This is a genomic window from Microbacterium sp. M4A5_1d, from assembly GCF_053345465.1.
The window spans coordinates 147,760-168,589 of sequence record NZ_JBKFAD010000002.1 but is presented as its reverse complement, the minus strand read 5'-3'; the positions used below and the strand labels follow the sequence as shown (position 1 = coordinate 168,589).

Genomic DNA, 20,830 nt, shown 5'->3' with positions numbered 1-20,830 from the left:
ATTGCGTCTTGCATAGGCACCTGTCAATATAGATATATGTCGATTCAAGAGGTTGAGCTGGTCATCGTCGGGTCGGGCCCCTCGGGCTACACGGCGGCGGTGTACGCGGCGCGGGCCGGGCTCGCCCCCGTTGTCATCGCCGGTTCTGTCACTGCGGGCGGTGCGCTTATGACGACTACGGAGGTGGAGAACTTCCCCGGGTTCGTCGATGGCATCCAGGGACCGGAGCTGATGGACACGATGCGCCGGCAGGCCGAACGCTTCGGCGCCCGCATCCTCCTCGACGACGCGATCCGCGTCGATCTCGAATCCGACACGAAAGTCATCGAGACCGGCGCCGGGGAGACGTTCCACGCCCGCGCCGTCATCCTCACCATGGGGTCGGCGTACCGGAAGCTCGGGCTTCCCGACGAGGAGCGCCTGTCGGGTCATGGCGTGTCGTGGTGTGCGACGTGCGATGGGTTTTTCTTCCGGGGCCTGGACATCGTCGTGGTCGGTGGCGGTGATTCGGCCATGGAGGAGGCACTGTTCTTGACCCGGTTCGCTCGGAAAGTGACCGTCGTGCACCGCCGCAGCTCGTTCCGAGCGTCGAAGATCATGGCGCAGCGGGTGCTGGAGCACCCGAAGATCGACGTCGCGTGGAACAGCGAGATCACTGCGTTGCAGGGGGAAGAGAAGGTGCACGGAGTTCGCCTGCGGGACACGGTTACCGGTGCTGAGCGTGACCTCCCCGTGACGGGCGTGTTCGTTGCTATCGGTCACGACCCTCGCTCCGAACTCGTCACCGGCCAGGTCACCACCGATGCCGATGGTTACGTGCTGGTGGACCACCCCTCCACGCGCACCTCGCTCACCGGGGTCTTCGCCGCCGGCGACCTCGTCGACCACACCTACCGGCAGGCGATCACCGCTGCCGGGACCGGATGCGCGGCAGCACAGGACGCGCAGCACTACCTCGCCACGCTCGATGTTCCCGCCCTGGCGGAGGCTTTCGCGTGAGCAACGCAGCACCCGCTACTCGCCGCCTCTCGACCCTCGACCGGTGGCTACCGCTGTGGATCGGCTTGGCGATGGGTGGCGGCATCCTCCTGGGCCGGTTCATCCCGGGGCTGTCCGAACTGCTGTCACACCTCGAGGTCGGTGGGATCTCGATTCCGATCGCGCTCGGGTTGCTGGTCATGATGTACCCGGTGCTCGCGAAGGTCCGATACGACAAGGTCGCCGCCGTGACCGGCGACAAGAAGCTCCTCGTTTCGTCGCTGGCGCTGAACTGGATCGCGGGCCCTGCATTGATGTTCGCCCTGGCGTGGGTGTTCCTGCCGGACCTGCCCGAGTACCGGACGGGACTGATCATCGTCGGCCTCGCACGCTGCATCGCCATGGTCGTGATCTGGAACGACCTCGCTTGCGGTGACCGGGAAGCTGCGGCCGTGCTTGTTGCGATCAACTCGGTGTTCCAGGTCATCGCGTTCTCGATCCTCGGCTGGTTCTACCTCACCGTCCTCCCCGGCTGGCTCGGCCTCGACAGCCAAGGCCTGGACGTGTCCGTGTGGCAGATCGCGCTCAACGTGCTGATCTTCCTGGGCGTGCCACTGGTCGCCGGGTTCGCGTCCCGTCTTATCGGGGAACGCCGCAAGGGCCGCGCCTGGTATGAGGGCTCGTTCCTGCCCAAGATCGGACCGTGGGCGCTGTACGGGCTGCTGTTCACGATCGTGCTGCTGTTCGCCCTCCAGGGGGAACAGGTCACCTCACGGCCGCTCGATGTCGTGCGGATCGCGGTCCCGCTGCTGGTGTACTTCGCCATCATGTGGTTCGCCGGCCTCATCACCGGTAAGACCCTCGGCCTGGGCTACGCCCGCTCGTCGACGCTCGCGTTCACCGCGGCCGGCAACAATTTCGAACTCGCCATCGCCGTCGCGATCGGCACGTTCGGCGCCACGTCCGGGCACGCCCTCGCCGGTGTCGTGGGGCCACTGATCGAGGTCCCCGTGCTCGTCGGCCTGGTCTACGTCTCACTGTGGGCCGCGCGGGCATGGTTCCACACCGACCCCTACGCGATTCCCGAACCTGCCCTGGAAAGGACTCGATGATGAGCGCTCCCGCCACTACCGCAGAAGACACCTGCGCGCCGTCCCCCACGCACGCGATCGGGGACGACGCGGCCACCGCGATCGCCACCACGCTGAAAGCACTATCCGATCCGCTGCGGTTGCGGATGCTGTCCGCGATTGCCACCGACGCGCGCGGTGAATCGTGCGTGTGCGACCTCGCGGAACTGGCCGAGGTGTCCCAGCCCACCGTGTCGCACCACCTCAAGGTGCTCCGCGACACCGGCGTGCTCACCTCCGAGCGGCGTGGCACGTGGGTCTGGTATCGGATCGCCCCGCCCCTTCGCCCGGCGGTGACGACGCTGCTGGACTCGTTCGCGCCCGCCGCCGTGGCCCCCGTCCGCGCTGAGCACGCGGGGCTCGAGAACGTCGACGACGCTCTCGCCCACCTGGCCGAAGCGCTCGGTCAGGACTACCCGCAGCTCGACGGCAGCCTGGTGGCGACGATCGTCCGCGAGTCGTACACGGCCTTGGCCAAAAGCGCTCGGGTGAAGAACCACCTGTTGTCGCTCACCGACCGGTTCGCGCACCAACGGCTCACCGACATCACCCGTGACCGCACGCAGGGACAGCCGCAGGTGCTGTTCGTCTGTGTCGCGAACGCAGGTAGATCGCAGCTCGCCGCGGCGCTGGTGAATCAGCGCTCGGGCGGCGCCGTTGTGGCGCGCTCGGCCGGATCGACCCCGGCCGCTGAGATCCACCCCCATGTGCAGCCCCTCATCGACGAGCTGACCCTCGGCGACGACGAACCGCGGTTCCCGAAACCGCTGACCGATGACGCAGTGCGCGCAGCTGACGTCGTCATCACCATGGGTTGCGGTGACGTCTGCCCCATCATCCCCGGCGTCCGCTACGAGGACTGGACCGTCGGTGACCCCGCCCTCGCCTCCGCAGAAGGCGTCGCCGCGATCCGCGACGACATCGCCCGCCGCGTCGACGCCCTCCTTGCCACACTCACCCCCGCCCGCTGACCGGAGCCACCATGACCGACACCAAGCCCTCCGTCCTCTTCGTCTGCGTCCACAACGCCGGCCGCTCCCAAATGGCCGCGGGATTCCTGCGCGACATCGCCGGCGACCGCATCGAGGTCCGCTCCGCGGGGTCGATGCCCGCCGACCAGATCAACCCCACCGCTGTTCAGGCGATGGCCGAGTTCGGCATCGACATCACCGCTGAGCAGCCCAAGGTGCTCACGACCGAGGCCGTGCAGGCCTCCGACGTCGTCATCACCATGGGCTGCGGAGACGCGTGCCCCTTCTTCCCCGGCAAGCGTTACGAGGACTGGAAGCTGGACGACCCCGCCGGGCAGGGTATCGACGCGGTGCGCCCCATCCGCGACGACATCCGTGAACGGATCCAGCAGCTCGTCAGCGAGCTCGTCTGAGACGTCTCAGCTACGTTTAGAGAAGGGCCGGAGCGCTCACCCGGCGATCACCGCTGATCTAAGCCGCGGTTCCGGCACGCAGAAGCGGACCTCACCGCGGTCGGTCAACCAAACGCGCCCTTCATCGCGAGATCGGTGAGCGCTGATACGGCCGCGCTCGTCGCACTCGAGACAGCGGCGATGCCGAGTTTGTCCGCGACCTCGCGGAGTTTGCCTGCGCGCTTGATGACCTCGCCCGTTTCGGGATCAGGCTTCGAGACCACCTCATTGAGCTCGGTGACAGCCGCTTCAACCTCTGTCGTGTCGGCATCGGTGGCTTGGGCGGCCGCTCTCACGGCGTCGAGAAGTGGGAGGACATCGCTGACGCGCAGACCCGTAGAAGCCGTTGCTCCGGCACCGATGGCAGTCGGGCCGGACGGATGCACGACCGTGGTCGTGTAGACGTCGCCGAGATGACCGATGCGTTGCTGCATGGCGGCGTCGACATCTTCGCGTCGAGGCAGCTCCGTCAGCGGTGTGGTCACGGTCAGATCAGCGATCACGTCGATCAGCTTCGTACGGATTTGCCCGAGGAGACCCGAGATAGACGTCCCCGAGAGGATGTAGGACATGTTCACAATGGACTGAAACGGTCCCAGTTCCCGGTCCCACACGCTCTGCGCAGCCGCCAGCCCAGGCGGCTTGAAGCGCAGCGACTTCTCCTGTGCTTGACGTTCAAGCTCTTCGATCGGCTGGGTCAGATACAGCAACTCGGGCACGTAGCCCTGGGCCGCTTTGGGCAGCTGCCAGCGTGTGACGATCTGTCCCTTTGTCCACGTGTTCCCGCTGATCGAGTCGACCGTGATGGGGACGCCCGGCAGCTTGCGATAATCGGGAATCGTCGATTCGTCCGTGTAGCCGTTGAGCTCCAGACGAGCCCAATCGCGTAGCGCGCTCGATCCGGTCTCGGCGCCGAGCAGCAGACACTTCCGTAGCAGCCCGGCAAGAGGCTCGGTCTCGTCGAGGGCGCGGTCCCGAAGTGATCGCAGCAGCGAGTCGGTCATGTCGGAATCGTAGGTGGAACCTATGACATCGCGGACCCACCGGCTTGCGAGCGGTGCGAAACCGATCGTTTCCGGCGCGTGAGCGCCGTGCGGTCCTCACCGATCACCGATAACGTGGGCCGCAACTCGGTTCCGGCAGGGGTTTTCCGTCTCTTAGGCTGTTCGGATGGACGCGGACTGGATCGAGCATCGACGTTCCGATGACGGCGAACTCCTGGGATGGATGAAACCGACCGGTGAAGATTTCGTTGCCATCGATCTGCTTGGTCGTAATCGCACTGAGGCGGTGGACTGGTTGACCGCAGAGGAGACGCTCGACGCGTTGGGGCTGACGTACTTGGCCGACCCTCATGAGCTCCGGTTGATCGACGGGTCATGGCTGAAGGTGCGCATCGCGGAACTCTCGCCGCGAGGTATACGACTGCAGAAAGACGACTGGGGGAACACCTCGGCTACCGAGCTGTACTACTCGACGCCGTTCCCCGTCGATCACAACATCCTCCGACCGATCTCCTAACGCGCCGGCCATGCGGCCGTGTTCTGCACGTCTACGGACAGCACGCCACACTGCCAACTACCGTTTCAGGCGGAACCACTGGTCGAGGATCAGTCCGCGGGGAGCCAATCGACGACGCGATCGTTGAACCAATCCGGGCGTTGTAACGGGACGCCGTGTCCGCATTCGTCGACGACCAGAAGTTCACCGCTGGGAAGGGCTTCGTGGATGGAGTCGGCTGAGTCGCGCATCAGGCGTCGTTCTCGCCCGCCCACCATGACGAGAGTTTGCCCGCGGAACGCCGACCATGCGTCGGGCAGCGTAAACCTCATGTTGGCGCCGACAGCGCCGACGAGTGTCTCTTTCGTGATTCCCGCGCTGGTGCTGATGTATTCCTCCATCAGATGAGGGGGTATGAAGAGTTCCCGAGCTTGCAACTTAGCGAACCATCGCTTGCGAGCAAGCGGTGCGCTGACGCCGAGCGCGGCAAGCGTGAGGTCGGTGAACGGCATGGGCTTTGCTTGAGCACTGACGATGACCGCCTGACTGACGAGTTCAGGGTGCCCTGAGGCCAGTTGTATGGCGAGCTGAGCCCCGAGGGAGAACCCGATGACGGTCGTGGGGCGACCGGGGACAGTAGTCGCGAGCAGCTCTGCGATCGCGGTAATGGTGTTCGCGTGAGATACGTAAGGTTCAGCGGCTGACCGTCCGTGCCCCGGTAGGTCGGGAACAAGGACCGCGTAGCTCGGTGCAAGCCGCTCCCGCAAGGAGTCCCACATCCAGCCGGCAACCCCACCGCCGTGGAGAAGAAGCACAGGCGACGCGGTGTCAGGGCCAGATGAGGAGAGAAACATGATGCTCTCACCCTGTCAGAGCCTCCGAGCGTATTTGTGACTTTCGGCCGCCTGCCTGCCGTAAACGATCGTTTACGGCACCTCGGCGGATGGCGCTGCGGGAGCCTGCCGAAACCTAGGACCGTGTCGAAACCTGGTTTTGGGAGAAACGGTTTCGGTACGGGGTTTCGGTCGCCTTCAACTCAGTGAAGCCGGCAGGTCGAACCGTGCGAAGAGATCGGGGTCGATGAACGAGGTGATGCCTGTGATCGCCTCATACTGGGTATCGACCAGCGTTAAGGACCATGCCTCGTGCGGCGCGGCATGGTGCGCTCCGATGTAGAAGGCGACCACGGCCTGCCCGTTGGCGGTTATCACGCGGGTGCGCCAGCTTGGGCACAGCGTCATCGGGACGGCATGTGCGAAGGCTGCGACAGAATCCGCGCCGGCGTACCACTCCGTGAGTGGTGGCATCTGCCAGGTCACGTCGGGAGCCAGAAGGTCGACGAACGTCCGTAGGTCGGAGTTGGCGAGTGCCTCTGCGAACCGATGAGCCAGGGAAAGCGTCGATTGCGACGGACGAGGCTGTGTCGGATTCGCCGGGGAGGCGCTGCGTTCCCCCAGAGTTCGCCTCCCGCGAGCGAGAGCCGAATGTATCGAGGTCGTGTTGGTCCCCATTGCTGAGGCCGCGTCGAAGGCCGAAAAGCCGAGGACGTCCACGAGGAGAAGCGCGGCCCGCTCGTTGCCGCTCAGGAGTTGCAACGTCGCGACGAAGGCGAGTTCTAAGTGTTCGGTGCGCTGCGCCAAGTCTGCCGGATCGGGGTACGGCGTCAGCCACTCGATTTCGGTGTCCGGTGTCGAGTCGGTGGCGGGTTCGGTGGCGGCAGGGCCAAGGTCGATCGGGAGCGCTCGTCGTCCCCGTGCTTTGGCGGTATCCAGGCATGTCCGAGTGGCCACCGTGTAGAGCCACGTTCGGACCGAGCTGCGTCCCTCAAACCGGTCGAACGCCGCCCAGGCACGCAAGAGAGCGTCTTGCAGAGCATCATCGGCGTCGTGCACCGACCCAAGCATGCGATAGCAGTGAGCGTGCAGGCCCTGCCGCAGTGGTGCTACCGCCCGCTCGAATCGTTCACGAGAGTTCTCGTTGGCGCTCTCGCGCTCTACGACGGGTATGTCCGAGAAGTTCTGCGCCATGCGACGATTCTGCCCGCGCCGCGCAGTCTCACCTATCGACAGCGTTCCGACGACCGAGGAGATCCCATGCCGTTTGACCCCATCACGCTCGATCACACTTTCACCGCCCCGATCGGCGTAAACGTGAAGGGCGAGGTCTGGGCCTGCGTCGAGATGCCCGACTCTGCCGATTTCTTCGGCACGGGCCGCTCCGTTCGGGTAGACCTTACAGTTGACGACCTGCCGCTGAAAGACGTCGGGATGATGGTCACCGGGACGGGCGGCCACATGGTGTCGCTGAACGCTGCGTTCCGCCGCAAGCTGGGCAAGGACGTGGGAGACACCGTCACCGTCCACATCGAGCGTCGAGTCAAGTGATGAGGGCCTCCGCGCTCTGGTCGCTGATCCACGCCGAGCGGCAGCGTCTACATGACCAGACTCAATCCCTCACCGCCGAGCAATGGCGATCTCCCGCGCTCGTTGGCTCTTGGACTCTCGAGCAGACCATCGCACATCTGACGGCTGGAGCAGAACAGAGCATCCCAGCCTGGCTGCGCAGCGTGTTCTCCGCGCGCTTTGACTTTGAGCTCCATAAGGAACGGGGAGTAGTCACCAGGATGGGGGCTTCGCCGGCTGAGACATTGGCCAGGTATGAACGAGCGATCCGCAACAAGCGACGCGCGGCCGGTCCGCTCATGGCGGGATTGGGTGAAGTCCTGATCCACGGCGAAGAGATCCGTCGGCCTGTCGGTATCCGAGACGGTGTACCCGTTCAAACGGCGGCCGCCACTTTGCAATGGTTCGCGCGTCACGATTTCACGGAGTACTCGCGCTCACGAGCGCAAGGCCTCCGGTTGGTCGCCAACGACGCGGCGACCGAGATCGGCCAAGGTGCGGAGGTGCGCGGTCGGGCGCTGTCGCTCCTTGTCGCGCTTTCTGGCCGGCCGGTCATCCCGGGTGAACTGCACGGGCCCGGAGCGGCTGTCCTGATCAAGCGTGGCGGGGCGGAGTGGAAGCCGCAACGCGAACCTGCTCGCCGTTTGTAGAGGTCCACAATCGGCCGAAACTGATCGTTTCTGGTGGGCTCGTCGACGTCGATGAGCAGCTGCGCGACACGCCGAGGATCGATCCGCCAAAACCCCCTGCCGAAACCGTTTCGCGCCGGAACCCTGGCGGTACCGTTTTCGGCATGGCACATGAAGTCGGGTACGCCCGGGTCTCGAAGCGGGAGCAGAACCCGGATGCTCAGTCCGCCGAGCTCCGCGCCGCCGGCTGCGAACGTGTCTTCGTCGACCATGGCGAATCGAGCCGCGTCACCGATCGGCCGCAGTGGCTGGCATGTCTCGACTACCTGAGGCCGGGGGACACCCTCAAGGTCCGCCGGCTCGATCGTCTCGCCGGCAGTGAGCGCATCCTGATTGAGACGCTGCAGGATCTCGACGCGCGCCAGGTGAACATCGTGAGTCTCACCGAGCCGATGATCGACACGACGTCGCCTATGGGTCGTGCGCTGTTCGGGATCGTGGCCGTGTTCGCGCAGCTGCGCGTGGACACGATCCGGGACAACACTCAGCGAGGTCTCGAGTACGCCCGCAGCCAGGGACGTGTCGGCGGCCGCCCGAGCGTGATGACTCCAGAGCGAATCGCGGCGGCTCGACAGTTACGCGCCGAGCATCACAGCTGGGAGAGTATCGGACGGGTCCTCGGGGTAGGGTCGTCGAGCGTTCGACGCGCTCTATCTCCCCGCGACTGAGCAAGCGTGAGTGCCGCCTGCAGACTTCCCAGCGCTAGCGGTCGCGGGCACCCGTGACCGCCTGGTAGAAAAGCAGAACCCCGGCCGTGTGATCTGACCTTTGCGAGGCCTACAGGGACGGTTCCGGGGTGTTGCGTTACATGTTACGTGAGTGGGGGACGATGGTCAATCAGCGTTAGGCGTTCTACGAGCAACACTTCGGCCCGGACCGGCTGAAACACTATCTCTCCGAAGCGCGCGGAGACACTGCGAGGGCGGAGGAGCTCTACCAGTGGAACGTCGAGGCTGCTTCGGCGTTCTGGGGTTCGCTCGGACACCTCGAGGTGGCACTGCGCAACACCATCGATGCCCGCATGTCAGACCGGCACGCGCAACTCGGGCGCGCGAGCCATTGGATCTGGGACGACCATCGTGAGTTCGGTCGCAGAAACCCACCCACTAAGCATCGGTACCCGTACGTCGACGTTGACACCGCGAAGAGGCGCGTCACAAAGAACCAGAAGCCGGTTACGCCAAGCCAAGTCATCTCGGAGATCTCCTTCGGGTTCTGGCACCAGATGGTCTCCCAGAGTCAGATGCGGTTCTGGCCGGACATCGCGACCGGGTTCCCACACGCTCCTGACAGAGCGCAGGACACGGTGCAAGAGCCTGTCAGTCGGCTTCGCGACCTTCGCAATCGCATCGGGCACCACCACCGCATCTGGTCGCAGGACCTTCAAGGTCGATATGACGACATCCTGCTTGTTACAAGCTTCATCGATCCTGACCTGAGCAGCTGGGTCGACGCGCAGTCGGCTGTACCAGGGGTGTTGGCGGTCAAGCCCGTGTAGCTTCTCCGGCCGACGAGCGCGAATCGCTCACCGGCGCGTAGCCACGTTGTCGCCACGTTCGCGTTCTCATGCGGCCGTTTGCGAACTGACCGGACTGGGCTGTCGTGCCTTCGTGCCATGATCCGTTTCAGTGCCGCAGTGTTGCGACAGGAAGCGAGGGGCCATGTCCATCCAGATCACACACGTCCGTTTCGGGGGGACTCGGAAGACGGAGGACGAGATCGTCTCATACAAATGGAAGAGCGAGCAGACGGGCGAAGTCAAGCACAGCGACAAGCCCACCTTGGTTGCCTGGATCGACAACGGAGGGAAGGCCTACGTCGGCGCTGGGAGCGCTCGTGTAGCAGTCGGGGTTGTCAGGCCGCAAAACGGGCAGCCGTACCTGCGTACTCATGCCGACGTCAAGTGGACTAACAACCTGGTCAGCCTCCTGACCTTCTGAACCATGAGCTTCCACAAGCCTTAAGCGCTAGCCCCATCGCCGGATGCCCCAAGCGGCCGCGTGCGTTCACGCACCCATCTAGGGGCACGCAACCGGACATATGTCAGGAACCTGACATAACGTTGATTATCGGGGTATCCGGTACCGCTTGGTTGCTCTTGCGACCGTCGGCCGCCGCGGCGGGTGAGCTGTCGAGAGCCCAGTTCTCGATCATCGGGATAACTGCCCAATGAGGGGATGTTTCGATCTCCCAACTGAGGAACCTCGATCGTTTCGTTGCTTCCTGGCATAAATCGTGAAACGGTCGGCTCGACCGAATCACATTATGGGGGAATCAGTTGAAAACGAGACTTCTGACCCGCGCTGCACTCTCTGCCGCGGTTCTGACGATCCTTGCTACCGCCGCGGTAACTCCTGCATGGGCGAGTGGCACCGCAGCACAGCCGTGCAGTATCGATGAGAAGCAAGCTGGAGATTGTGCACCTTACCTCGCATCTGCTGACGAGGATCCGGTAGAGGCAGCCGTTCGGCAGCTGGTGGCGCAAGGCGAAAGCGCTGGAGCTACAGCATTCGTCGAGAAGAAGTCAGCCAACCTTGACAGCGCGTCCGCCGCGGACCTTCGAGCAGTTCTGGCCGAAGCGACGGCCTCGGAGTCTACGGATGTCAGCCGTGGCGGAGTGCAGGCTGATGCTCTACGTGCCCCCGCAATCCGAGACGGGCGAGTGATCGGGAAAATCTGGTACCTGGACGAGAAGCTCGACTACGGATATTGTCGTCCCGACGGAACCGGCTGTGGGCCGGTCGTAGGCACCGTTCAACTTAAATTCTCGTACAATATCAACGAGTATCCCACTGTCACTCTTGATGGTGAAGTCCGCGCAATCGCCGGTTCACTCATTGAGGTCAATCCGCTGGAGTGCAAGACCTACTACGAGCTCCCCCTCTTTGACCAGGTTCTGCACGATTGGAATAACTGTGACAGCGCACAGTTTCGAGGGATGGGAACAGGCCCGCTGATCTTCGAGGAAAACTACCAGCACGGCTCGGCGCCCGGCACGAAGTACCACGTCGAGCTGAGTGGGAAGATCACGACCTACCATGATCCCGGTCAGCCACTGTGGTTCCTGCGAAACAGCCACACCTACACCGTCGTTCACACGGGCACATCGGGCGCGACGTTCTGAGGGTATCCGGGGGGCTCGACTTCAGGTCGAGTCACCCGGATAGTGTGTCCAGATGAATCATCGCGAACTACAGATCGAGAGAAAGCGTCTGTTGAACGCCTATCTCGACGTTCTCAACGACCCCTCACGGTTTTTGGACCTCGTTCTTCGCCTCCCAACCGGCGATCACCTGAGCGAAGCAATCGAGCACGAGTATCGCTTCGACACAGCGATTGCCCAAGCCGTCTCCTCCTTAGGCATCCAGTACTTCACTCCCGAGAAGGTCCAGCGCGTCCGAGATGAACTAGCTCAGCTAAACCGTGCTCTCGGTGAAGCCGAAGACCGCCTCAGCAGCAGATTTTGACTGAACGCTCCGGCGAAGGTCATGGTGCGCCGCCACCTGTCGCCGTTGTCGGTCACGACCAACGAAGCTCGTGGACGCCGGCAACGCGCAGCTCGTCGATCAGGCGTCGGCGTGGACGTCGACGAGATCGAAGTCGATACCGGCCAGGCGCAGCGCTGTGCAGGTGTTCGTGCACTTCGTGCAGCCCTCGGCCCCGTACACCGTGACATGAATGCTCATCGCCCGTGATCCTCTCTGCGGTCCTCGGCCGTTCAGCCGATGCTTCGCCATCAGCTGATACTTGCCGCCCGCGCGTCGGCTCGGAGCGGGTCAAGGACTGGCCCCGCCGGGATTCCGCAGGAATCCGCGCAGCACCCTTGAGGCGTTCCGAGCCGACGCGCTCCCCCGCTGCCGCCGGCGCCGGCAGCTCAAGTAGTTGACACGTCCGTGTCACTCTGTCTTGATCTATGGCAACACGCGGCGTGTTACTCGCGACTCGCTCGGTCTATGGCTGGTGTCGCGGTATGACCGACCGTCGTCTCCCGTGGGGTTCGCGTGAGAACCCAGGGAGCCGGGGTTGGGCGATCAAGCGGGTTCGAAGGACCGGCTCAATCAGCTCGCCCAGCACGCCGGCGTCTCGAACGCCGTGCTTCTAGAGGAGGTCATCGACCACCTCGAAGAGAAGCGGAACGAGCGCGGGCTGCCGACCTGGTGGTCGGAGCAAGAGCTCCCAGTCGGGGAGCTGCCTACGAAGGAAGGCGTACCAAGCAGCGATGGAGGCGATTCTGTTGAGTCCCGCTCGCTGCCACAATGTCGGGTCCTGACGGCTCGCCCGACATCGAACAGTCGCGTCAGATTCCGTCGAGGGTGGGCGGCAGGGCGACCACGAGCTCGTCGATCTCCTCGCCGCGGGCGGGGGCGTAGGCGCGCTGCCGGCAGATCTCACTGAAGCCGTTCTTGGTGAGCACGGCGATGGATGCCGCGTTGTCGGCGGCGACCCGGGCATAGAGCGGGCGCTCCGCCTCGCGGGCGACGAGCAGGCGCAGCGCGGCCGAGGCGACGCCGCGACCTCGCGCGTGTCGGGTGATCCAATAGGTGACCTCGCGGTCGCCGTCGACGGTGAAAGCGGCGGCGGTTCCGGCGAAGCCGCCGTCATCGGTCACGACGAACATCGAGACGCGGTCGTCGGCGCGGTGGCGTTCGAGCCAGGCGTCGAACGCGTCGCGGTCCGAGGGATCGTCGGCGGTGAACGCGGCCTGGGCGACCGCATCCGGGTCGCGCATCATCTCGAAGACGGCATCCGCGTCGTCATCGTCGAAGGGGCGGAGATCCACGTGAGTCACACCGGCACGCTACGCGGATGAAATCCGTCTCATTTACGGGTATCGGTGCGGCGCGAGAATCAGTACAGTTGTCCCGTCACGCATCGCGTGACGTATCCGGGGGGATCCGTCGACGCCCGGGCGCTGCATTTCTGGCACGCAGCCCGGGCGTCGAATGGGGGAGTTCTCCGACGCTCACTTTGCAGACAGCAGCTGCGCCCGCAGGTCGTCGATGTCGGCCGCCACGGCGATCGCGCCGTCGGCCTCGTCGGGCGTGCTGAAGCCCCACGACACGAAGATGACCGGCACACCGTTCGCGGCGCCGCCTTCGACGTCGTGGTGGCGGTCTCCGATGAGAACGGGCCGCGAGACGTCGACGCCATCGGCGGTCAGACGCCGGAGAGCTTCGGCCACGATGTCCGACTTCGAGCTCAGCGTCTTCTCGTCGCTCGTGGCCCCGACGATCTCGCGCAGCCGGGGCGCGAGACCGAAGTGCTCCATGAGCGCCCGCACCTGGATCTCGGGCTTGGAGCTCGCCGTCGACTGCGGCACGCCCGCCTCATCCAGCTCGACCATGAGGTCGGCGACACCGGGGTAGAGGCGTGCACCGGTCGTGTAGCCGTCTGCCTTGCCGAGCACGCGGTAGAACGACACCGCCTCGGTCGCCTTCTCGGGCGTCATCCCGAGGTTCGTCTGGAACGACTCGTGCATCGGCGGACCGATCCAGTGGATGAGCTCCTCGCGCGTCGGCGCGGGGCGGCCGAAGTGCTCGAGCGTGATCGTGAGGCGGCGGAGGATGCCCTCGGAAGCGTCGACGACCGTGCCGTCGATGTCCCACAGGGCGCAGGAGAACGGCGATCGGGTCATAGGTCCCACCCTACGTGCGCGATGACGCGGAGTACGGCGTGAGGGGGCCGTCGACCATCTTCGGAACGCGGTCGCATGCGCCGTGCACGCCCCCATCGAGAACCCCGATGACTCCCGCGATCACATCGTCGGCGTCGACCCCGTGCTCCACGAGCTGCATGCCGGCGTTGATGACGCCCTGCACGAGGGCCGCACGGGTTGCGGCCCCCGGGATTCCGGGCTCTTCGAGAAGGTGACGCAGCGGTGCGGTGAGGGCGTCGTGCATCGCCATGATCGCCTCGACGTTCTTCGGCAAGATGTCGGTCTGCTGGAGGCCCGTGGCGAGCGTGTGCTTGCCATCAGCGGTCATCCGGATCGTCGCGGTGACGTAGGCGTGCAGGCGAGCGCGGCCGGGGGCTGCGGCATCCATCGCGGCCTCGAGCTCCGCACCCCACTCCTCGAACGCCTGCATCGCGATCGCGGCGAGGAGGTCGTCCTTGGAGGGGAAGTACTCGTAGAAGCTCGACCGGGACAGGCCCGCCCTTTCGCACACCGAACGCGGAGTGATGGCGGCGACGCCGGCCTCGGCGATGATCGCCTTCGCCGAGGCGAGGAGCGCTCCGTGTTGAGCGACGCGGTGCTCTGCGACGGTCGCAGCGGTGATCTTCGGCACCGCCCCATTATGGGTCTCGCTCATGAGGCCCGCCGGGGTGGCTATGCGGGTGGCGGGAATGTCTCGCGGCTCCCGCGCGCTGACATCCTCATGACGACATCCAGCACGTCCTCAGCCCACGCTTCCGGCACCTTCCGCATCGGCGGCGACCTCGAGGTCAACCGCCTCGGCTACGGCACGATGCAGCTCACCGGCCCCGGCGTCTGGGGCCCGCCGAAGGACCACGACGAGGCGATCCGCGTTCTCAAGCGCGCCGTCGAGCTCGGCGTGAACTTCTTCGACACCGCCGACTCGTACGGCCCCTACGTCGCCGAGGAACTCCTCAGGGAGGCGCTGCACCCCTACGGCGACGACGTCGTGATCGCGACGAAGGCCGGACTCACGCGTACCGGACCCAACGAGTGGCCGCCGCTCGGGCGACCGGAGTACCTGCGCCAGGAGGCGGAGATGAGCCTCCGGCGCCTCGGTCTCGACCGCATCGACCTCTTCCAGCTCCACCGCATCGACGCGCAGGTTCCCCTCGAGGACCAGGTCGGCGAGCTGAAGAAGCTCCAGGACGAGGGCAAGATCCGCCACATCGGACTCTCCGAGGTCACCGTCGATCAGGTGAAGGCCGCGCAGCAGATCGCCACGATCGTGTCGGTGCAGAACCTCTACAACCTGCAGAAGCGGGATGCCGAGGAACTCCTCGACTGGTCGACGGAGCAGGGCATCGGCTTCATCCCGTGGTTCCCGCTCGCGACCGGCGGCCTGACCGGTGCCGACTCGCCGCTCAGCGAGCTCGCCGAGCGCAAGCAGGCATCCCCCGCCCAGATCGCCCTCGCGTGGCTGCTCAAGCGCTCGCCGGTCATGCTGCCGATCCCGGGCACCTCGAGCGTCGCGCACCTCGAGGACAACCTCCGCGGTGCCGAGATCGAGCTCACCGAAGACGAGTTCGAGGAGCTGTCGAAGCTCGGCTCCTGAGAGGCTCGGGCGCGTCGCGTCAGAACAGGCGCGGCGCGCCCGACTCGATGCCCTTCATGGCGTCGTAGTCGAGCGTGACGCAGCGGATGCCGCGGTCGGTGGCGAGCACCTTCGCCTGCGGCTTGATCTCCTGCGCCGCGAACACCCCGGTGACGGGCGCGAGGTGCGGGTCTCGGCCGAGCAGCTCGAGATAGCGCGTGAGCTGCTCGACACCGTCGATGTCGCCGCGGCGCTTGACCTCGACGGCGATCGTTCCGCCCGCGGGATCGCGCAGCAGCAGGTCGACCGGTCCGATCGCGGTCGGGAACTCGCGGCGGACCAGCGTCAGGTCTTCACCGATCACCTCGACCTGCTCGGCGAGCAGGCGCTGAAGATCGGCCTCGACGCCGTCCTTGATGAGACCGGGGTCGACGCCGAGCTCGTGGGACGAGTCGTGGATCATCTCGTAGATGCGCACGACGAGGGTGTCGCCCGACTTCGCGTGGGTCACCCGCCACTGCTCGACGACCTGCTCCTCGACATCCGGGTCGTCCTCGGGCGTCTCGACCGTGAGCGTGCACGGCGGGCTCATCCAGTTCAGCGGCTTGTACGACCCGCCGTCGGAGTGCACGAGCAAACTTCCGTCGCCCTTATGCACCAGCAGACGGGTGGCGAGCGGAAGGTGAGCATTGAGGCGCCCCGTGTACTGGACGGAGCAGCGGGCGATGACCAGACGCACCCGTCGAGCCTAAGCGCTATCGCTGGCGGCGGCGGCGGCGTCGTCGGCGTCGGCGACCGCATCGGCGACGGAGAGCTCGTAGATGATCTCGAGACCATCCTCGTCATCCCACTGCTCGCCGCGCTCGACGAACCCGTAACCGTCGATGAGCGCTCGTGACGCGACATTGTCAGGGCTGATCGTCGCGCGCACCGTGCGCACATCGGGGTGGCTGCGTGCCACGTCGAGCAGGGTCTCGAGAGCCTGTCGTGCATAACCGCGGCGCCGCAGCGCGGGGTCGACGCGATACCCGACTTCGACCATGCCGCTGGCATCCGGCGGGCCGTGGAAGCCGGCCACGCCGACGGCGGCGTCGCGCTGGGGATCGATGATGAGCCGGGTGATCCACGGAGCGTCACCAGGCGCGTTCCCGACCTGTGCGCTGCGGTGCCGCCAGAGCCAGTCACATTCCGGGCCTGTGAGGAACGGGTTGGCGTAGATCGGGTCGAGGTTCGCCGTGTCACCTGCCCCGAGGGCATGGAGAACCTGCTCGGGGATCATGTCGAGGTGGACGCCGGTGTCGGATGCCGGGAGGTACCAGGGCTGTGTGGAGATCGTCATCGCGGATGATCCTGGCAGAGTGCCGGCGCGGGCGCGCGCCCGCGTGTTCAGCCGATATGCGCAGCGACGGTCGGGATGAGGATCGGCGCGTTGACGGCGGCGTGAAGCACCATGCAGGCGACGAGGTTGCGGCGCCAGAGGTACAGCACGTAGATCGCCACGGTTCCGCTCGCGTGGTAGAGCAGCCACTCGGGTCCGAAGGTGAACAGATGTGGCACGACGAAGAACGGAAGCGTCGTGGCGACCGCGACCCAGCGTCGCCCCGTGAGCTCGGTCAATCGTTCGAGGGGATAGCCGCGGAACAGGATCTCTTCGCAGATCGCGGCGCTCAGGATCATCGCGACGACCACCAGGATCGGGAGCGCCGCGATGGTGGCGGAGCCGGTGTCGGGTGCGTTCTGCGGACGGATGAGCTGCGCGAGCCAGCTCCAGGCCATGGCGCCACCGAAGAAGATGAGTGCCCACTCGAGGTCTTTGCCAGTCGGCCGCACGATGCGCAGAGACGACAGCCCGCGCGGCTCGACACCGAACACCCACGCGAGGACGAGCGCCGTCGCGAGGCAGTTCCAGAAGATCGAGGCCGCCGGTCCCGCGAGCCCGATCGCCGCGAGCGGGGGACGCGGGTCGGCTCCGACGGCGCGAAGCACCTCCGGTAGCCACATCGGTGACCACGCGAGACCGATGCCGACCAGGACGGTCGTCCAGGCGAGCGCGCGGGGGCGGGGCGGTTGCGGCCGTTGCGGCTGGTGCCGGGGCTCTGGCGGTGTCGCGTTCGTCGGTGCCGTGGCGGGGTTCGATTCCGATTCCACGACATCAGAGTAACCGCTCTAGAGTTGCTGCTCTAGTAAAGCTTCGCGGGCTAGGGTGGCTCCCGTGCCACGCCGTCGCGATCCTGAACGCTTTGAGGAGCGGCGTGCCGTGATCCTGGATGCGGCGGCCGCCGAGTTCGCCGCATCCGGATACGCGGCCGCCACCACTGCGTCGATCCACCGTCGCGCGGGCGTGTCGTCGGGCACGCTGTTCCACTACTTCCCGACGAAGCTCGACCTCCTGGTCGGAGTGCTCGAGGCCGGGCGCTCCGAGACGGAACGGGCGCTCGCCGAGATCACTGAGCGGGCAGCGGGTATGGATGCCGTTCTGGCCTATGCCGCGCACCTCGAGGCGGAGCTCGCCGACGAGTTGTACCCCGGGCTCGTCCGGGCGATCGGCGACGTCGAACGGCTCGAGCCCGTCCGCGAATCGCTCGCCGCCGAGACCGCGGCGATCGACGACTTCCTCACGCAGTACCTCGCGCAGGCTCTCGATGCAGACCCGGCGAGGTGCACCGGCCAGGCTCGCGCGATCCGCTGGCTCTTCGACGGAGCCGCAGCCGCCGCGCTCGCCGCGCCCGTCCCCACCGGGTTGCTTGTCGACGCGGTGCGCGCCCTGCTTCGCGGCATGGGGGTGCCGCTGCCGCGGTTCTGAGCTACCGCGCCGGCATCTGCCGGTTGTCCCGTCGTCAGGCTCACCTGCCGTTGAAGCCCCGCGGGCCGTCAGCGAGCACGGTTGAGCCTGTTGACCGGGCGGGACCGGCTCGGCTCACACGACCCCGACTCGTCCGTCAGGCCATCTGCCCCCGCCCGCTTCACCGCTCCGCCGAGGTCCCAGTTGGGCCGGGAATGGCGACGGGATACCCGGCCAAACTGGGACCTCGCGGCGCGGTGAAGCGGCGCGGACCTCGCGCGACGGGTCAGTGGCGGCCGGCGCCGACCTTGGCTCCGGGCAGCGGCTTCGCGGCCGACGAGGCGAGACCGGATGCCGCGACGAGCACCACCAGGATGAACAGCGTCGGCAGCAGGCCGATGTGGTCGCTGATGAATCCGAGGATCGGCGGTCCGCACAAGAACGCGACGTAACCGATCGTCGCGGCGGCGCTCACGCGGGCGGCCGCGTGGGCGGGGTCGTCTGCGGCGGCCGACATCCCGAGCGGGAAGCCGAGCGACGCCCCGATGCCCCACAGTGCGGCTCCCACGAAGACGAGCGGCAGGTTCGGGGCGAGGATGAACAGCAGGATGCCGGCGGTCGCGGCGACGGCGAGCACGCGCAGCGTCGCGACCCGGCCGAAGCGGTCGACGAGGGGACCGCCGAAGACGCGCACGACGGTCATCGAAACGCTGAAGACGGTGAGCGCCGCGGCGCCGATGGCGGCGGTTCCGCCCTCGTGCTCGACCACGCCGAGCGCGAGCCAGTCGTTCGCACCGCCCTCGGCGAAGGCCATGCCGAGCATGATGATGCCGAGCGTGTAGGTCCGCGGCTCGCGCCAGGCCGACAGCGAGACCGCGAGGCGCTGACGCCACCCGGGCGCGGGGCCGTCGGCGGAGGCCGCCTCCGCCGACGCGGAATCGGCGGCGACGGCGTCGGTCACCGCCCGGCGGGGGACGTTCGCGATCGCGACGATCGCGAGCACGACGATGAGCGAGGCGATGGTGACGGCGTGGATGGCGACGCCGATGCGAAGGCTGGCGGCGATCGCGCCGAGCCCTGCGCCGATCACGGTCCCGAAGCTGAAGAAGGCGTGGAACAGCGGCAGGATCGTCTTGCCCGACTGCGTCTCGATGGCGGCTCCGTCGACGTTCATCATGACGTCGAGGCATCCGTTGCCGAATCCGAACAGCGCGAGCCCGACGATGAGCATCGCGTACGAGTGGAAGAAACCGCTGCCGAGCCCGAGGATCGCGAGGCCGATCGACAGCGTGATCAGCACCCCGAACATGCCGGTGCGGGTGCCGAGCCGGGCGATGATGACGGAGCTCGCGGAGAGCCCGAGGATCGAGGCGATCCCCATCGCGAGCAGCGCCAGTCCGATCTCGCGGTTCTCGATGCCGAGGTCTTCCTTGATCGTGGGTACGCGCGCGGCCCAGGTGGCGATACTCAGGCCGCTCGCGGCGAAGATCGCGAAGACGGCGTTGCGCCAGCGCAGGTAGACGGAACGGGAGAGCACATCGGTCACCGGGTCAGCGTACCGAATCGATTCGACGTTGCACTACGGCCAGGTACGATCGGGGCGTGAACGCACGTCGGCCCACCATCTCGGACGTCGCGCATGCGGCCGGGGTCTCGCCGTCGACGGCATCCGTCGTCTTCAGCGGCAAGACGCCCGTCAGCGAAGCGACCCGCGCGAAGGTCCTCGCGGCCGCCGCCGAGCTCGGATACCTCGGACCCGACCCGCGCGCGGCGTCGCTCCGGCGCGGACGCAGCGGGATCATCGGGGTGGTCAGCGGCGGGCGGCTCGGCAGCGTCTTCGGCGACCCCGTCATGCGGACGACGATGGACGCGCTCGCCGACGCGGTCGCCCCGATCGGCGCCGGACTGCTGCTGCTGCGCGAGGGCAGCGTCGTCGCGGGCGAGCCGACGCTCATGACGGCTCCCATCGACGCCGCCGTGCTGATCGGATGCAGCGCGCTGCTGCGCGACCACCTCGCGAGCGTTCGGGCCCGTGGCATCCCGGTCGTCGTCATCGAAGGCGACGGGGGCGAGGGGGTGCCCCGGATCGCGCTCGACAACCGCGAGGCGCAGCGCCTCGCAGCCGAGCACGTGCGCGATCTCGGGCACACGAACGTCGTCGCGGTGACGATGCCGGTGCGGTGGGGATCGGAGTCGGGCTGGCTGTCGCGCGACGACGAGAGCACGACGTCGGTCGACGTGGTGGCCGACCGGCTCGCCGGATTCCGCGACGTGTTTCCGGATGCCGCTGCCTACGCCGCCGGGGACAGCTCGATCGACGCCGGCGCGGCAGTCGGACGCGCGCTCTTCGCGGGCGACGGCCCGCATCCGACGGCGGTCATCGCGCAGAGCGATCTGCTCGCGGTGGGTGTGCTGCGCGCTGCGGAGGAGGCCGGGCTGCGGGTACCGGAGGATGTCAGCATCACGGGCTTCGACGGCATCGTGGTCGACGGTCTCGCGCCCTACGAACTGACCACACTCGTGCAGCCGGCGTGGCAGAAGGGGCGAGCCGCCGGCGAGGCTGTGGCAGCGCTCCTGGCCGGAGACACGCCCGACTCGCAGTGGTTCACGAGTACGTTCCGTGTGGGGAACACGACGGGGCCGGTCGCTGTCAAGTATTAGCCGATCGACCGTAGACCGGCATCCTGTCGGTAGGAT

The 20,830-nt window shown here is 66.5% G+C and carries 26 protein-coding genes; 15 read left to right on the top strand and 11 right to left on the bottom strand.

Translation table 11 applies throughout. The annotated features are described in order from the left end of the window. The first annotated feature begins 36 nt into the window (after positions 1-36). From trxB to ACLBWJ_RS08950, 4 genes are read left to right on the top strand one after another with little or no spacing between them, the layout of a single operon-like run. The gene (gene trxB, locus ACLBWJ_RS08965; RefSeq protein ID WP_282502613.1) at positions 37-999 is read left to right on the top strand and encodes a thioredoxin-disulfide reductase; all 963 of its coding nucleotides are present in this window, start codon (positions 37-39) and stop codon (positions 997-999) included. Then, positions 996-2,090, top strand: a complete 1,095-nt coding sequence (arsB, locus tag ACLBWJ_RS08960) for an ACR3 family arsenite efflux transporter (protein ID WP_282501770.1) — start codon at positions 996-998, stop codon at positions 2,088-2,090. The genes trxB and arsB overlap by 4 nt, the downstream gene beginning before the upstream one ends. Continuing rightward, entirely contained in the window at positions 2,087-3,079 is a 993-nt protein-coding gene (locus ACLBWJ_RS08955; RefSeq protein ID WP_407667121.1) for a metalloregulator ArsR/SmtB family transcription factor, read from the top strand. The genes arsB and ACLBWJ_RS08955 overlap by 4 nt, the downstream gene beginning before the upstream one ends. Positions 3,080-3,090: 11 nt before the next feature. Continuing rightward, a complete protein-coding gene (locus ACLBWJ_RS08950; protein WP_282501772.1) occupies positions 3,091-3,492 on the top strand; it encodes an arsenate reductase ArsC in 402 nt (133 codons plus the stop codon). A gap of 104 nt (positions 3,493-3,596) precedes the next feature. Here the strand turns inward: ACLBWJ_RS08950 and ACLBWJ_RS08945 are convergent, their stop codons facing one another. Continuing rightward, the gene (locus ACLBWJ_RS08945; RefSeq protein ID WP_447660168.1) at positions 3,597-4,535 is read right to left on the bottom strand and encodes an AbiTii domain-containing protein; all 939 of its coding nucleotides are present in this window, start codon (positions 4,533-4,535) and stop codon (positions 3,597-3,599) included. 166 nt (positions 4,536-4,701) lie between these two features. On the opposite strand from ACLBWJ_RS08945, the gene ACLBWJ_RS08940 reads away from it, so the two are divergent. Continuing rightward, positions 4,702-5,052 carry a hypothetical protein gene (locus ACLBWJ_RS08940; RefSeq protein WP_282501774.1) on the top strand — a complete coding sequence of 117 codons (351 nt, stop codon included), beginning with the start codon at positions 4,702-4,704 and terminating at the stop codon, positions 5,050-5,052. An 89-nt stretch (positions 5,053-5,141) separates the two neighbouring features. On the opposite strand, the gene ACLBWJ_RS08935 is transcribed toward ACLBWJ_RS08940, so the two are convergent. Both ACLBWJ_RS08935 and ACLBWJ_RS08930 read right to left on the bottom strand, forming a co-directional pair. Then, positions 5,142-5,885 (bottom strand): alpha/beta fold hydrolase, encoded by a 744-nt coding sequence (locus ACLBWJ_RS08935; RefSeq protein ID WP_323986949.1) that lies wholly within the window; start codon positions 5,883-5,885, stop codon positions 5,142-5,144. 177 nt (positions 5,886-6,062) lie between these two features. Next, positions 6,063-7,058: an RNA polymerase subunit sigma-70 gene (locus ACLBWJ_RS08930; RefSeq protein ID WP_323986950.1), complete on the bottom strand. Its 996-nt coding sequence runs from the start codon at positions 7,056-7,058 to the stop codon at positions 6,063-6,065. Between the two features lie 66 nt (positions 7,059-7,124). Here ACLBWJ_RS08930 and ACLBWJ_RS08925 point away from each other — a divergent pair, with 66 nt between their 5' ends. The 7 genes from ACLBWJ_RS08925 (at position 7,125) to ACLBWJ_RS08895 (ending at position 11,589) form a co-directional block, all read left to right on the top strand. Then, on the top strand, positions 7,125-7,415 hold the full coding sequence (locus ACLBWJ_RS08925) for a DUF1905 domain-containing protein (RefSeq protein ID WP_282502683.1): 291 nt from the start codon (positions 7,125-7,127) through the stop codon (positions 7,413-7,415). After that, positions 7,415-8,083 (top strand): maleylpyruvate isomerase family mycothiol-dependent enzyme, encoded by a 669-nt coding sequence (locus ACLBWJ_RS08920; RefSeq protein WP_282502684.1) that lies wholly within the window; start codon positions 7,415-7,417, stop codon positions 8,081-8,083. Before ACLBWJ_RS08925 ends, ACLBWJ_RS08920 begins: the two co-directional genes overlap by 1 nt. Next, positions 8,047-8,790 (top strand): recombinase family protein, encoded by a 744-nt coding sequence (locus tag ACLBWJ_RS08915; RefSeq protein WP_447660166.1) that lies wholly within the window; start codon positions 8,047-8,049, stop codon positions 8,788-8,790. The genes ACLBWJ_RS08920 and ACLBWJ_RS08915 overlap by 37 nt, the downstream gene beginning before the upstream one ends. A gap of 212 nt (positions 8,791-9,002) precedes the next feature. Further along, positions 9,003-9,620, top strand: coding sequence for an Abi family protein (locus tag ACLBWJ_RS08910; RefSeq protein WP_447660356.1), 618 nt, complete (start codon positions 9,003-9,005; stop codon positions 9,618-9,620). Positions 9,621-9,783: 163 nt separating this feature from the next. Next, entirely contained in the window at positions 9,784-10,062 is a 279-nt protein-coding gene (locus tag ACLBWJ_RS08905) for a DUF3892 domain-containing protein (RefSeq protein WP_447660165.1), read from the top strand. Positions 10,063-10,400: 338 nt separating this feature from the next. Further along, entirely contained in the window at positions 10,401-11,246 is an 846-nt protein-coding gene (locus tag ACLBWJ_RS08900) for a hypothetical protein (RefSeq protein ID WP_447660164.1), read from the top strand. A gap of 52 nt (positions 11,247-11,298) precedes the next feature. Beyond that, the gene (locus ACLBWJ_RS08895; RefSeq protein WP_447660163.1) at positions 11,299-11,589 is read left to right on the top strand and encodes a hypothetical protein; all 291 of its coding nucleotides are present in this window, start codon (positions 11,299-11,301) and stop codon (positions 11,587-11,589) included. Between the two features lie 99 nt (positions 11,590-11,688). On the opposite strand, the gene ACLBWJ_RS08890 is transcribed toward ACLBWJ_RS08895, so the two are convergent. From ACLBWJ_RS08890 to ACLBWJ_RS08875, 4 genes are all read right to left on the bottom strand, one after another. Next, positions 11,689-11,808, bottom strand: a complete 120-nt coding sequence (locus ACLBWJ_RS08890) for a glutaredoxin domain-containing protein (protein WP_282501782.1) — start codon at positions 11,806-11,808, stop codon at positions 11,689-11,691. 611 nt (positions 11,809-12,419) lie between these two features. Further along, positions 12,420-12,911 carry a GNAT family N-acetyltransferase gene (locus ACLBWJ_RS08885; RefSeq protein WP_447660162.1) on the bottom strand — a complete coding sequence of 164 codons (492 nt, stop codon included), beginning with the start codon at positions 12,909-12,911 and terminating at the stop codon, positions 12,420-12,422. A gap of 174 nt (positions 12,912-13,085) precedes the next feature. Further along, entirely contained in the window at positions 13,086-13,757 is a 672-nt protein-coding gene (locus ACLBWJ_RS08880) for an HAD hydrolase-like protein (protein ID WP_447660161.1), read from the bottom strand. Between the two features lie 10 nt (positions 13,758-13,767). Then, a complete protein-coding gene (locus tag ACLBWJ_RS08875) occupies positions 13,768-14,409 on the bottom strand; it encodes a TetR/AcrR family transcriptional regulator (RefSeq protein ID WP_447660160.1) in 642 nt (213 codons plus the stop codon). A 90-nt stretch (positions 14,410-14,499) separates the two neighbouring features. Between ACLBWJ_RS08875 and ACLBWJ_RS08870 the strand changes: the two genes are divergently transcribed. Further along, positions 14,500-15,372: an aldo/keto reductase gene (locus tag ACLBWJ_RS08870; protein WP_447660159.1), complete on the top strand. Its 873-nt coding sequence runs from the start codon at positions 14,500-14,502 to the stop codon at positions 15,370-15,372. A 19-nt stretch (positions 15,373-15,391) separates the two neighbouring features. Here the strand turns inward: ACLBWJ_RS08870 and nucS are convergent, their stop codons facing one another. Genes nucS through ACLBWJ_RS08855 form a run of 3 tightly spaced genes read right to left on the bottom strand, consistent with a single transcriptional unit; the run spans position 15,392 to position 17,499 of the window. Continuing rightward, the gene (gene nucS, locus ACLBWJ_RS08865; RefSeq protein ID WP_091501312.1) at positions 15,392-16,090 is read right to left on the bottom strand and encodes an endonuclease NucS; all 699 of its coding nucleotides are present in this window, start codon (positions 16,088-16,090) and stop codon (positions 15,392-15,394) included. A gap of 9 nt (positions 16,091-16,099) precedes the next feature. Continuing rightward, positions 16,100-16,690, bottom strand: coding sequence for a GNAT family N-acetyltransferase (locus tag ACLBWJ_RS08860; RefSeq protein ID WP_404568433.1), 591 nt, complete (start codon positions 16,688-16,690; stop codon positions 16,100-16,102). A 47-nt stretch (positions 16,691-16,737) separates the two neighbouring features. Continuing rightward, entirely contained in the window at positions 16,738-17,499 is a 762-nt protein-coding gene (locus ACLBWJ_RS08855) for a CPBP family intramembrane glutamic endopeptidase (RefSeq protein WP_447660158.1), read from the bottom strand. Positions 17,500-17,563: 64 nt separating this feature from the next. Between ACLBWJ_RS08855 and ACLBWJ_RS08850 the strand changes: the two genes are divergently transcribed. Beyond that, positions 17,564-18,154, top strand: coding sequence for a TetR/AcrR family transcriptional regulator (locus tag ACLBWJ_RS08850; RefSeq protein WP_447660157.1), 591 nt, complete (start codon positions 17,564-17,566; stop codon positions 18,152-18,154). 265 nt (positions 18,155-18,419) lie between these two features. Here the strand turns inward: ACLBWJ_RS08850 and ACLBWJ_RS08845 are convergent, their stop codons facing one another. Then, positions 18,420-19,679, bottom strand: a complete 1,260-nt coding sequence (locus tag ACLBWJ_RS08845; RefSeq protein WP_447660156.1) for an MFS transporter — start codon at positions 19,677-19,679, stop codon at positions 18,420-18,422. A 56-nt stretch (positions 19,680-19,735) separates the two neighbouring features. Between ACLBWJ_RS08845 and ACLBWJ_RS08840 the strand changes: the two genes are divergently transcribed. Beyond that, complete coding sequence (locus ACLBWJ_RS08840; RefSeq protein ID WP_447660155.1) at positions 19,736-20,794, top strand: LacI family DNA-binding transcriptional regulator; 1,059 nt, start codon at positions 19,736-19,738, stop codon at positions 20,792-20,794. The last annotated feature ends 36 nt before the right edge of the window (positions 20,795-20,830 follow it).